The organism is Secundilactobacillus mixtipabuli, from assembly GCF_002217925.1.
In the GTDB taxonomy this organism is placed as follows: Bacteria; Bacillota; Bacilli; order Lactobacillales; family Lactobacillaceae; genus Secundilactobacillus; species Secundilactobacillus mixtipabuli.
Genome location: NZ_BCMF01000005.1, coordinates 241385 through 254329, shown reverse-complemented (window position 1 = coordinate 254329; position 12945 = coordinate 241385). Strand labels below are relative to the sequence as shown.

Genomic DNA, 12945 nt, shown 5'->3' with positions numbered 1-12945 from the left:
TTGGACAAAGCGGACATTCGTTTCCCGCCAACCATAGTTGATAATCGTATGATCATTGATGACGCCACAATGTACACAGGCCTTTGGCCGATAGGTCAATTTACCAGTAATCTGGATAACCCCATTAGCCCGTTCAGTACCACCTTTAATTTTTACATGTTTATCATCTATGCCTAGCAACAACTTCGTAGTATCATAATTCATAAGGGTATTCCTTCCTTCTAGAAATCTTCGTCGAGGTTGATTTTAATGAATGGGCGGGAATGCCCGTTTTTTATTAAATAGTAGTGTAACAAAAAATCTGTTATCAGTAATAGATAAAATCTATTACCAACAACAGATATTGTAGAACCGTTTAAACAAGATTATTTATCCTCGGTATTTTAAATTTATAAGTTGAATAATATCAATTACTATTTGTAGATTATTAACTGCCTTGACCGGTGACCGTCACATCTTGGGCAACAATTGTCGGTACAGTATTTGAGCCGCCAGATTGGGTATCGTAATTTTCACGGCTGCCTAATACACCTTTGACGGTGACATAATCATCTTTCACAGCTTCAGTGGTATCAGGATAATAGACTGTGAATATTTCATCTGCGTACTCATCTGTATACACCAATAACTGAGTAGCGCCATCGTCTTCGTCGGCTTGGAGAACTTGAGCGTTTGTGATGTTGTAGGATTCACCTTTATAATCATCAGATTTAAGTAGTTCACCATAAGAGTAATTATTTCCAGCAGCTTCTGTGGCGTCGTAATCTGCTGCAGAAATACCCTTTACAGGTTTATTTTCAAAATCACCAGTATCCTCAGAGTCAGAGGAATCATCGTAATCTGAATCATCCGCATCGTCATAGTCAGAATCATCTGTACTTGAGCTATCAGAGCTGCTGTCATTATAAGACGTTGCGGTCTCGGTAGCGGAACTTGAATTGTGACTAGCGTGAACTGCTACTGCAATGAAAATAACAATAACCGCCATCAGAATAGCCCATACTCGTTTAGTTCTACGTTTTGCTTTTTTTGACTTAGATTTCTTTTCGGGAGCGGGTGTATGTTCCACGGTTGAAGCTTTTGGAGCTGAATTGGATCTCTTCGTATTTTTATCATTTTGAGTCTTGGATGTGTTGATTGAATCTTCATACTGTTGAACCGCATGTGAGACATCGGTCTTTACTGTCGCCTGTTTAGCACCACAGTAAAGACAGAATTCGGCTTCGTCGGGCAGTTCTTTACCACAGTCAATACAATATCTCTTTTCCACTATAATTCCCCTTAATGTAACTAAAATAAGTGCGTGTTACTCATCATGATACGTGTCTCATCTTGTCTTCTACCAAAACAGCTTGTAGAAAGGGGTTAGATGAGCTCAAAAAATAAACAACGTGAAACAAGCGATAATTTGGTGCGGGTAAAGCTCAGTCAGGGTTTGCACAACATCTCCATCCTTGTGATGTGCTACGGTTCACCAATAGATATTGTTCTTAGTCCACTTAAGCGATTCGCAAGCACATGTGTTTGATACCAACAACAATTGAAATTTAAAAATAGGATTCATGTAATAGTGTGAATAAGTTGATCTCTGCTATTCAACTGTTTTAGTTTCTTATCCTTAAATACGTTTATTATTAGCGTAAGCTTTAAGTATATCAAAGCAGAGGTTAAATAGGGAATTTTCGAATTATTTTTTTAAATTTGATGAAAAAATTACTTTCAATAACTCTGCTTTGCAAACTTTAAAAGAAAACACTATCCGCTAATAGTGGATAGTGTTTTTTAATCTACCGTCGACCAACTAGCTTAAACGGTGTCACACCCTTAAAACTATGGTGATTTTCCTTGTACTGGTCGTAAGTCAGATACTTTAATTGATTTGCTTTGCGGTAATACATGTTATCAATCTTATAGCCGGAGTGGTACGCATTCTTAGCGACTTGGCCCCTAATGCGGTAATACTGACCGTATTTATGCCATCTCAGATTTTTAGCTTTAAACGCTGTATAACCCGATGGCGTATAAGTAATTGAACGCGAATCAATTACAATAACACCGCCTGATCTGCCCGGAACTGAAGCAGCCGAGTAGGTGCCCACTAAACTTGATGGTGCGCCCACGCCGAAACTTGTGAGTTTGAGGACGATGCCCACCGCGACGGCTAGGATGACAACGATACTTAGGATTCTTGGATATCTCATAACTGTAACCACCTCAATTTAAAAAGCGTATTTAACGATTACCCCTTCAAATGATAAATTTGCTTAGCTTGACTATCGGTTTGATTCCAATTTAACGTCTGCTTCAAGTGCAGCGCTACGTTGACTAGACCCAGCATAACCGGTACTTCAACCAGTGGGCCAATCACTGCTGTGAAGGCTTCAGGCGAATTAATGCCAAAGACCCCAACGGCCACCGCAATGGCTAGTTCAAAATTATTGCTGGCGGCGGTTAATGATAGTGAGGTTGTGACAGCGTAAGACCGCTTCATATGATAAGAAATGACAAACGTGATGCTGAACATCAAAACGAAGTACAAAATTAGTGGGATCGCGATGCGGACCATATCTAATGGCAATGCCACGACCTGCTTACTCTTCACTGCAAACATCACGAGAATCGTAAAAATCAGTGCCCAGAAGGTGATCCGGCTAATGCGTTTAAGATAGACGGATTCAAACCACTCACGGCCGCGCCAGTGAATGAGCAGATAACGCGAACTAATGCCGGCAATAAACGGCACCCCAAGGTATAAGCCAATACTTTTGGCAATTGCGCCCATCGAAACCGTGACGTGGTAGGCACTTAAGCCAAACCAGTTGGGCAAAACGGTTAGGAAGACATAGGCGAGGACGGTATAGAAAATAATTTGAAAGATTGAATTTAATGCCACTAGTCCAGCCGTATATTCGTTGTCACCGTGCGCTAATTGGCTCCAAATAATCACCATGGCGATGCACCGTGCTAAACCGATCAAAATGAGGCCGGTCATATAGCCAGGTTCATGACGTAGAAACGTCACGGCCAGTAAGAACATCAGCAACGGGCCGAAAAGCCAGTTTTGGAGAAGTGAGACACCAAGGGTTCGCCAATCACTAAAGACGTGACCGAGTTCTTCGTACTTCACCTTGGTCAAAACCGGATACAGCATCAGGATCAGCCCAATCGCAATGGGAACAGAAGTTGTGCCGACTTGTAGCTGAGTAATGGTTTTACTGACTGCTGGGAAGAGCACCCCCAAGCCGATGCCTGCAATCATCGCCAGAATGATCCAGACAGTCATGTAACGATCGTATTTAGATAATTTTTCTGAATTTTTCAAGCTGCAACACCTCTATAACATAAATAGTAGTTCAGTCAGGAATGCTGGTCAATGTGGCATACGCAGGCACGGCCTCGGCCTTTAGCTTAATATAAAAAGACACGCCATCACAATTATTAAACTAAGGTGATGACGTGTCTTCGGTCAGACTCAATATTTTAGATAAACAGGCTAGTATTTCGTTGACGGGCATCGCCTAAGTAGGCAGCCACCCCACCAAATTCGATACCATCGATCAGTTCTTCTTTTTGGACACCCATCAGATCCATGCTCATGGTGCAGGCAACCATTTTAACGCCAGCATCCTGAGCTTTTTGCAGCATGGTGTCTAGTTGATCCACATTGTTGTTATGCATTAATTTTTTCATCATGCTTCTGCCGGCGCCCAGTAGGTTGAGCTTAGAAAGCGGCAACTTTTGAGCACCATGGGGGAGGGCCATATCAAACATTTTGGCAAAGCCCTTCTTGTGTAATTTTACGCCAGACTTCTTAATCACGTTTAATCCCCAGAAAGTAAAGAACATCGTGACTGGCTGGCCCATCGCAGCAGCGCCTTGAGCAATAATCAGACTGGCAATGGCTTTGTCGAAGTCGCCGTCGAAGACCACGATCGTTGTTCCTTCTTCGTTCGTTTTAGCGGTTGCTACCGGTTCAGTTTTGGGGTTATCAGTCGGACAAACGGTATTCTCCAGCCCTTTTTGGACTGTGGCAACTACTTTATCACCCTGAATTTCATTGCTTAAAATGGTGTTGTCAGTCGCCTTGGCCCAAGCACCGATATCCTTATAAAAACCAAAGTCAGAGGCGGTTACCTTTAACTGCTGACCATCAGCTAATTCCTGCATGGCGTTTTTGACCTTAAGAATTGGGCCGGGACACTGTAAACCGCAGGCATCCAGTTCAACTTGGTCAACGGGTTGAGCGGGAGCAGATTCCACGGTTTTGTTTGCTGCTGATTTGATTGGTGCTTTTTCAGGTCTGGACAACTGATATTTAGCTGTTCGATAAGTTTTAAGACCGCCATCGAGATTGATTGCCTCAAAGCCGTGTTGGACTAGAATTCTGACGACGTTGTAGCCGCGAAGACCGGCAGCACAGTAAACGTATATTGGCTGATCCTTAGGCAATTCTGAAAGGTGGTCGCGGATTTCGCTTCTGGGAATGTTGACCGCGTTATCTAAGGCCGGTTCAGCCAATAGTTCATCAGGATTGCGCACATCTAAGAAGTAAGCGTCATTCGCCAATAGAGCGTCAACTTCGTTCCACTGAATGGTGGCAACTAAATTGTCTTGAAGATCACCAGCCATATAACCCGCAAAGTTAACGGGATCTTTTGCAGAAGCGTAAGGTGGTGCGTAAGCCACTTCAATATCCGCTAATTCGGCCACTTTAGCATGGAAGCGGATGGCCGTGGAAATGATGTCGATCCGTTTGGCAACGCCCTTTGTGCCCACAGCTTGTGCGCCGAGGATGTCACCATCTGGCGCGAAAAGTACTTTGAGCTCGATTGGCGCAGCACCTGGATAGTAACCGGCGCTTGAGTTCGGGTGTAGATGAATGACTTGATAATCGATATTCGCAGCTTTCAGCTGGCGTTCATTGGCCCCAGTTGAAGCGGTGGTCAGTGCGAATACTTTCGCTACAGAGGTACCAAGCACGGCTGGATTCTGCCGATCAAAACCGGCTAGGTAGTCTGCTAGATACCGGCCTTGACGGTTGGCTGGCCCTGCAAGCGGGATGGAAACGGTTTGTTTGGTGATGGCATTTTCCACTGAAATAACGTCCCCGATGGCATAAACATCAGGCAGGTTGGTTTCGAAGTGTTTATTCACTGAAATGAAGCCCCGCTCGTTGGTATTAATACCAGCATCTTGGGCTAATTGAGAATTGGGTTTAACACCGATTGCTAAGATAACCAGATCCGTTTCCAGACCCTCACCGTCAGCTAGTTGAAGCGTATGGCCGTTATCAGCAAACGCTTCCAATTTAGTGTTAAGCCGGACATCCACGTTGTTTAAAGCTAAATGCTCATGTAAGAATTGTACCATTTCAAAGTCTAAGTTAGGCATGACCTGAGGCGTCGCTTCAACTAAGGTCACATTCAGGCCACGTTCACGCAAGTTCTCGACCATTTCCAGACCAATAAAGCCGCCACCAACGACAGTGGCATGCCTTGGTGAATGCTGATTGATATAGGCCGTTATTTTATCGACATCTGGCACCGTTCGCACGGTGAACACGTTATCGGCCTCAGCAAGTCCTGGGAAATGAGGAACAACTGGGCTGGCACCGATAGACAGGATTAACTTATCATAACTGTCCGTTTTGGTGCCGTTGGTGGTTTGCACGGTAATGGTTTTAGCTGCTGGATCAATGGCGGTGACTTTACTATTCACTTGGACGTCTATGTTAAAATCATCACGCATATCTTCGGGAGTTGAAACAAATAGGTTTTCCCGATCAGGGATGGTTTGACCAACGTAGTAAGGTAAGCCGCAGTTCGCAAAGGAAATGTAAGGTCCCGCTTCATACATCGTGATGGCTGCGTCCTCGTTCAGGCGGCGCAGTCGGGTTGCAACGGATGCTCCACCAGCGACACCACCAACAATAATTATTCGTTCAGACATGTTTTAGTTCCTCCTTGTGAAATAATTAATTAAGCTTGAAATCATTATACCCCATAACGGTATATTGTCAATTCGAATGAAAAATCCCAGCAAAACAGCATAATCTATTTAGTTGACTGGTATACCCTTGGAAGGTATAATAAATTCAACAATTAAGAGAGCAGGTGTTCACATGGTAGTAAAATCAATTAATGACCAAAACTTTAATCAAGAAACAGATTCCGGAACCGTTGTGATCGACTTTAACGCAACTTGGTGTCCACCATGTAAAATGATGAATCCAATTGTCGAAAAGATGGCCGATGAATTAGGAGACAAAGTTGCCTTTAAATCACTGGACGTGGATGAAAACCAACAGACGGCAATGCAGATGCAGGTTCAGGGAATCCCAACTTTTATCGTTAAGAAAGACGGCCAAATCGTTGATCGAATCGTCGGTTTCATGCCGGAACCGGCATTCAAATCCAGACTGTCCCAATACGTTGATTAAATATGATATAGTGGTACCAAGTAATTTGTAGGAGGTAACACGGATGGCTTGTGATCCCAAATTAATTAATCGACTAAAGCGTGCTGAAGGTCAGCTGCGTGGCATTCAGGCCATGATGACTGAAGGACGGGATTGTGCTGAAGTTGTGACCCAGCTGAGTGCGGTAGAAGCTAGCGTCAAGCGGGTCATGGGCATGATTATTACTGAAAACATTTCCCAAAAGATGGCTGATGCGTCAGATGAAGAGCTGCAATCATCTTTGAAGCTGATTTCGAAACTGTAGTTTAACGTTAGCCAAAAAAGAGTTAGGGGCTGAATTGATACCTGAATGGTGTTGATTCAGCTTTTTGCATCTGCTGGTTTTAGCAAGCACATAGCGGTTGTACTTGCCGCCAATTTTGGTACAATAACATCAATAAGGCGATTCAACTCGCCACAGAAAGGATGAACGTGTATGTTGGGCATTGTAATGGGCGTTGTGACGTCACTGGAGGACTACAAAGCTTAGTTCTCCGCGGTTATGGAGGACAAAACAATTAAATTAACAGAATATGGTGCCAGTGAGGCACAAGAAATCGTCACTGGATTAAATTTGGCCAGAACTATTGCGACCAGTCATCAGCAATACACGATCGTCAGCGAACGGGGACAGTTTCGTGCCCAATTGGCCGGTCGATTATTGAATCTGGCCACTGAACCTGAAGATTATCCCACTGTTGGTGATTGGGTGCAGGTACGGCTGCCAGACAATCAAGCGGATACAGCAACCATTGAACGGTTAGATGAACGAACTACCGTTTTCTTGCGTAAAGCAGCGGGGCGGCGGTCGGATGCTCAATTAGTGGCGGCTAATATTGATTGGCTGTTTCTATGTATGGCCTTGGATGCCAACTTCAACGTGCGCCGGTTGGAGCGCTATTTGGCCGTCGCAGCGGCTTCTGGTGCACAGTCGGCCGTTGTCTTGACGAAGGCGGATAAAACCACTGAGTTAGCTGAACAGTTAGCGGCGGTTGCAGAAGTCAGCGGGGACGCGGACGTGATCGTCTGTGATGCTACGCGTGACGAGGGCATGAATGAGCTAATGGCATTCATGCAACCCCGACTCACGTATGCTTTTCTCGGGTCATCAGGCGTTGGTAAAACGACGTTGATTAATCACTTGCTGGGAACATCAGCATTAGCAACCAACGAAGTTCGGGAAAATGATGCTCATGGGCGGCACACCACAACGGCGCGGCAACTGATCAAGTTACCCAATGGCAGTTTGGTGATTGATACACCGGGCATGCGTGAACTGGGATTACTTGATGCTAATATTGACACTACCTTTGAAGATATTACTGAATTAGCAAAAGGGTGTCGGTTCAGTGATTGCACGCATCAGCATGAGCCTGGCTGTGCAGTGCGACAAGCGGTGGCGTGCGGTGAGCTTTCTGAGGATCGTTTAGCCAGCTATTTGCAGCTGCAAGCCGAACAGTCGAATAATCTTTTGCGTGGTAAAGCACGGGAAAATGCCAAAATCAACCGGATGTTTGGCAGTAAAAAACAAATGAAGTCGTTTATGAAAGAGGTCCGGCAAAAACGCCGGTAATTCATATCGTAATGGATGAACTTTAGTAAGAGCTCTGTTGGGCTAAATAACTGAATTAAGTACCAAGAGAGGTCTCACACCAATCAGTGTGAGGCCTTTTCCTTACCGATAAATTTCAAAATATTTATTTGCGAGCGCAACTAATTGGTGATAAACTATGACTGAAGTAAACGATAAAGCCATTGCGTGTAAGGAGGCTGGTCAAGTGATCGATACCGGTGACGATTCCATTGTTAAATGGCTGATAATTGCTGGCCGTCAAAGCAGTCAACATCTAGGGCAGCAGCTGGCTCGCATCAATATTAGTGCCAGTCAGTATTACTATCTGTTGAAGATTCACGATAATCCGGGGTTGACCCAGAAAGATTTAATTGAAGCGGAGTTTATCAACCCTAGTAACGTGACACGGGCAATCAAACAACTGGTTGTCCAAGGCCTGGTTGATCGGCGACGGTCGTCTAAGGATAAGCGGGCCCAGGAATTGAAGCTGACCGTTGATGGTGAGAAAGCTTATCCAGAGATCAAAGCCATTTTAGATCAAGAAGAAGCACAATGTATTCAAATCACTAAACAGCAGTTTCCTGATTTTGATACTGAGCAGCTGGTTAAAGTGTTGCAGTCATTCGCTCGGCTTCACGGGGATACTGATTAAATTAACAGAAGGGGAGTTGTCAAATTGAAAGCTATCGTCATTGAAGAAGCAGGCGGTCCTGAAGTTTTGAAGTTAAAAGAGGTGCCAACGCCAAAAGTTAAGCCGGGCTGGAGTTTAGTTCGTGTGAAGGGCTTTGGCATTAACCATTCAGAGATTTATACCCGGAAAGGTGAATCACCAACCGTTAAGTTCCCACGAATTCTAGGAATCGAATGTGTCGGTGAAGTTGCTGATACGACGGAAGCTGACCGACTACCAGTTGGTCAAAAAGTGGTCAGCATCATGGGTGGTATGGGCCGCGAGTTCGACGGCGGCTACGCTGAATATGCGTTACTGCCAAATGAGCAGATTTACCCAGTGAACACTAACTTATCGTGGGCTGAACTGGCTGCCGTTCCAGAAACTTATTTCACTGCTTACGGATCACTTAAAAACGCCCATATTGAAAAAGCTAAAACCCTGTTGGTTCGTGGTGCTACCAGTGGTGTCGGCACTGCAGCCATCAAATTAGCCAAGGCCATGAATCCGTCAGTGACGATCACTGGCAGTACTCGCCATGAAGAAAAATTCGCTGAGTTAAAGGCGATTGGCTGTGACAAGCCGGTTTTGGATAAAGATAATCAAGTTCAGACCGACGACCACTTTGACACCATTATTGAACTTGTCGGTCCAGCAACATTGAATGATTCGTTGCCACACCTCAACCAATTTGGGTATTGCTGCATGACTGGTGGCTTAGGCGATCAGTGGACAGTGCCAGATTTCAGTGCTTTCGTCATTCCAAATGGTGCAAGCCTGACCGTCTTCGAGTCTGGTGTAGCAAGCAGTGCGGAAGCCTTTAACGACATGCTGAATATCATTGAAACTCACCATATTGACGTCAAGCCAACGAAGACATTTGATCTGGCACATACTGGTGATGCTCAAGCAGCGCTGGAAGCCAGTGATAGCTTTGGCAAAATGGTGGTGCTTCCTTAATAAATGAAAGAAGGCTACTAATGACCGCATTAACGATTGACGGTAAGACTTATCCAGAATTACAGATTCCCAATGATTACAAGATCGTGGTGAATAAGTTAGTTCCACGAAACGATGAACAGGTGCATCTCCTACGCTATCAACCATCAAACTTACCGGACGAGGCGCTTGGCAGAGAACATATTACAGTCATGTATCCAGAGGGCGGTGAACTGTATACGTATAACGCGTTGACACAGCCGCTTTCTGGTCCAATGCCAACTGAGAAGGAAGCTTGGGATCAGGCAGAACGGATCTGGCAGCAGGTTGCCCCGAATTATCGTGGCAAGTTAGAACGACTACGGATTTTGGATGGACAAGAGCGCAGTTATACTGACGCAAATGGTCATACAGTAACCTTTCCACTAATGTGGGCCAAGTATGCTAATACAGAGGATATGGGCAGTTACGAATGGATTGGTTTAGGACCGAATGGTCAGCTGGTCGAATTTGAGCGGTATAATATCTGGGATTATGCTGCTGGCCGGCAAAAGACCGAGATGTGGTATGGCGACGACTGGGTACGCGCTCGTCGTGGGTTAGGGCCACAATTAGAGGCACCAATGCCGTTAGCGTAGAATTTTAAAATAACATAAAAGGACTCGCAAAGTAGTTGCGAGTCCTTTTATGTTATTTGCGTGTTTTCTGTTTATTTTAGGGTGGGAATGTTCTATCCTATGGGTGATATTTAGCGTTAATCAAAATGATGACCCCAAAGGAGATATTTCCATGCCAAAAACTTACCGTTTACAACTTGGCTCACTTGTTCGTCATTTGCCCGTCATGACGCTACCAAATGGCGTGACAATTGCCTCGTTTGTGTTATTGGGCGATGCTGAATTGACCCATTGGGCCGCTGAACAGCTACTGAAGAAATTGAATCATTTAGACTTTGATTATTTTGTCACGGTGGAAAGCAAGGGCATCCCGCTAGCCCAGGAAATAACTTGGTTAAGTGGCCGGAAACGGTATTTCGTCTTGCGTAAGGGTGTGAAAGATTACATGGTGTCGCCACTAACCGCACCCGTAACAGCCATCACAACGTCGGCTGATCAGCAATTAGTTTTGGACGGAACGGACGCGGCCAAACTGAAGGGGAAAAGCGTGGTAATTGTTGACGACGTGATCAGCTCGGGCGGGTCGCTGCAAGCAGCCGAAAAGTTGTTACAGCAGGCGGATGCGCAAGTTGTTAACCGGCTGGCGGTTTTGGCGGAAGGCGATGCGCAAAAGCGTCAGGATATTATGACATTGGGCACGTTACCATTATTCTAAAAATTAAAAAGTAGTTGTGCCATAAGTCTATATCGATAAGGATTTAATTTAGTTTCTTGACGCACACACTTTCTAAAATTTGCTTTAGCTCACTACTTAAATATAGCCTTAATCTGCTCTACAACTCAGATTCCGGCCATATAACACAAAACGACGCCATCCCGATAAAGCCCACCGGAATGACGTCGTTTTGTGTTATATTCTGGAATCTACCGAGTTGTGTCGCAGCTTCTTTTAGCGACTTCAACTAGACTGTTTTTTGATTAACAGCCGTTGCGTTTGCGTGAGGCACCGTTGATTTCTCCTTTGAAGCAAAGAAACCAAAGACAACACACCAAACGATACCTAAGAGTGCTGGGATCCGGTTGCTGGGATCAAAGAATAGGCTGAGGTAAACGACACCAAAGAAGATAATTAACAACGGGTCAACAACCTTATACATTGGCATTAAGAAGCCATTTGGTAAAAAGTCAGCGGAGTGGCGGTAACGATAATGCGCAATAATGGTCAGCGCGTAAACAATCAGGTAAAGGTCACTCGTGGCAGACGCTATCAGGCTAAAGGCGTTTGAGACCCCCGGTAGCACACTCAGTAATGGCGACAGTAGCACACACCCAGTAGAAATGAGGATCGCAAACGCAGGAACACCATGAGTGGAAATTTTTTTGAAGCGCCGCATAAAGGGACTGTGGGATTCAATGGCCAACTGGAAGAAGTGCCGGCCTGAGGAATAAATCATACTGTTAAGGGCTGAAACGGATGAGGTCAAGACCACGAAGTTGATGACAGCTGCAGCTGCCCGCAGACCAACCAGAGAAAAGACCTGAACAAAGGGACTTTGAGTTGTTGAAAGACTGCGCCAGGGATAAATTAGCATGATCACAAACAAAGCGCCAATATAGAAAATCAGGATTCGAACGATAATTTCGTTAATGGCTTTAGGCAAAACGTGATGAGGATTCTTGGTTTCAGCGGTGGTAATCCCAATAAATTCCATGCCCAAGAATGCAAAGAAGACCATTGGAAAAGCACCGATAAAGTTGTTAGCACCGTTTGGAAACAAGGTGAAATTAGACGTGACGTTGGTCATGGTAACTGTTCCAGTAGGCGTCTTAAAATGGCTAAATAACAGGAAGAAGCCAGTAGCAATCATGGCGAGGATAGCGATGATCTTAATGGTTGAAAACCAGAACTCAGCTTCACCAAACAGGCGGACGGCAATCAAGTTCACGGCGGTCAGAATGACCAGAAAGATGATTTGAATCAGCCAGCCAGGAGCGTGCGGCAACCAGAACTGAACGTAATTAGCGGTTGCGGTCAGTTCTGCCATCCCCACACAGACAAGGCCGATCCAGTAAGTCCAGCCGGCAAAGTAGCCGGTTCTGTCACCGAGATACCGAGAAATAAACGCGATAAAGGTGTGTTGCGATGGATCTTGATACAGCATTTCGCCAATGCCTCTCATCATTAAGAAGAAAAAAGCCCCAATGATGATGTAAACCAGAATAATTGATGGACCAGTTTTTTTAATGGAAGTACTGGCACCTAAGAATAGCCCGGTACCAATCGTCCCTCCTAATGCAATCATTTGAACGTGTCTATTAGATAAAGTTCGTTTCGTGCCATCGGCATTGATATTGTTGTGTTTCTCCATAGACTCACTCCTTTTTGTTTATCTGTATTTAATCACCAAGTGATAAAAAATTCAAGTATTAAATTAGAATTTGATTTGAATTTAGTCTGTAAAATGAGCTAAAAATATGCTATATTTAGTTTATTAGCAAGGAAAAGACGAATTAAAATATTCACTAATTAAAATCTAATGAATATTCAAAGCTAAAAATTAGTGAATAAATACTTACACATTCGTGCTAGTTTACTCGTCTACGTCCGCTTGTTTACTGGTATACGTTGCGCTTTAAACTTAGTTGTTGTGACTTGTCATTTACGTTAATAATCAATGAATATTCAACT

The 12945-nt window shown here is 44.4% G+C and carries 12 protein-coding genes and 1 pseudogene; 7 read left to right on the top strand and 6 right to left on the bottom strand.

Annotated features, from left to right (window positions below; genetic code table 11):
* The 5 genes and pseudogenes from IWT5_RS06465 to IWT5_RS06445 form a co-directional block, all read right to left on the bottom strand.
* A pseudogene (locus tag IWT5_RS06465) lies at window positions 1-204 on the bottom strand (ISL3 family transposase); the annotation flags it as partial.
* Between the two features lie 223 nt (window positions 205-427).
* A complete protein-coding gene (locus IWT5_RS06460) occupies window positions 428-1270 on the bottom strand; it encodes a zinc ribbon domain-containing protein (RefSeq protein ID WP_159459300.1) in 843 nt (280 codons plus the stop codon).
* A gap of 517 nt (window positions 1271-1787) precedes the next feature.
* Window positions 1788-2201 (bottom strand): hypothetical protein, encoded by a 414-nt coding sequence (locus tag IWT5_RS06455; protein WP_089109126.1) that lies wholly within the window; start codon window positions 2199-2201, stop codon window positions 1788-1790.
* Window positions 2202-2239: 38 nt separating this feature from the next.
* The gene (gene arsB / locus IWT5_RS06450) at window positions 2240-3322 is read right to left on the bottom strand and encodes an ACR3 family arsenite efflux transporter (RefSeq protein ID WP_225360241.1); all 1083 of its coding nucleotides are present in this window, start codon (window positions 3320-3322) and stop codon (window positions 2240-2242) included.
* 158 nt (window positions 3323-3480) lie between these two features.
* The gene (locus tag IWT5_RS06445; protein ID WP_089109125.1) at window positions 3481-5949 is read right to left on the bottom strand and encodes an FAD-dependent oxidoreductase; all 2469 of its coding nucleotides are present in this window, start codon (window positions 5947-5949) and stop codon (window positions 3481-3483) included.
* Between the two features lie 172 nt (window positions 5950-6121).
* Here IWT5_RS06445 and trxA point away from each other — a divergent pair, with 172 nt between their 5' ends.
* From trxA to IWT5_RS06410, 7 genes are all read left to right on the top strand, one after another.
* On the top strand, window positions 6122-6439 hold the full coding sequence (gene trxA, locus IWT5_RS06440) for a thioredoxin (RefSeq protein ID WP_089109124.1): 318 nt from the start codon (window positions 6122-6124) through the stop codon (window positions 6437-6439).
* Window positions 6440-6482: 43 nt separating this feature from the next.
* The gene (locus IWT5_RS06435) at window positions 6483-6722 is read left to right on the top strand and encodes a metal-sensing transcriptional repressor (RefSeq protein WP_089109123.1); all 240 of its coding nucleotides are present in this window, start codon (window positions 6483-6485) and stop codon (window positions 6720-6722) included.
* 237 nt (window positions 6723-6959) lie between these two features.
* On the top strand, window positions 6960-8030 hold the full coding sequence (rsgA, locus tag IWT5_RS06430; RefSeq protein ID WP_089109122.1) for a ribosome small subunit-dependent GTPase A: 1071 nt from the start codon (window positions 6960-6962) through the stop codon (window positions 8028-8030).
* 157 nt (window positions 8031-8187) lie between these two features.
* On the top strand, window positions 8188-8682 hold the full coding sequence (locus tag IWT5_RS06425; protein ID WP_089109121.1) for a MarR family winged helix-turn-helix transcriptional regulator: 495 nt from the start codon (window positions 8188-8190) through the stop codon (window positions 8680-8682).
* Between the two features lie 24 nt (window positions 8683-8706).
* On the top strand, window positions 8707-9660 hold the full coding sequence (locus tag IWT5_RS06420; RefSeq protein WP_089109120.1) for an alcohol dehydrogenase catalytic domain-containing protein: 954 nt from the start codon (window positions 8707-8709) through the stop codon (window positions 9658-9660).
* A 20-nt stretch (window positions 9661-9680) separates the two neighbouring features.
* The gene (locus IWT5_RS06415; RefSeq protein ID WP_089109119.1) at window positions 9681-10277 is read left to right on the top strand and encodes a hypothetical protein; all 597 of its coding nucleotides are present in this window, start codon (window positions 9681-9683) and stop codon (window positions 10275-10277) included.
* Between the two features lie 151 nt (window positions 10278-10428).
* The gene (locus IWT5_RS06410; RefSeq protein WP_089109118.1) at window positions 10429-10971 is read left to right on the top strand and encodes a phosphoribosyltransferase family protein; all 543 of its coding nucleotides are present in this window, start codon (window positions 10429-10431) and stop codon (window positions 10969-10971) included.
* Window positions 10972-11218: 247 nt separating this feature from the next.
* On the opposite strand, the gene IWT5_RS06405 is transcribed toward IWT5_RS06410, so the two are convergent.
* The gene (locus tag IWT5_RS06405; protein ID WP_089109117.1) at window positions 11219-12625 is read right to left on the bottom strand and encodes an amino acid permease; all 1407 of its coding nucleotides are present in this window, start codon (window positions 12623-12625) and stop codon (window positions 11219-11221) included.
* Window positions 12626-12945 lie beyond the last annotated feature (320 nt).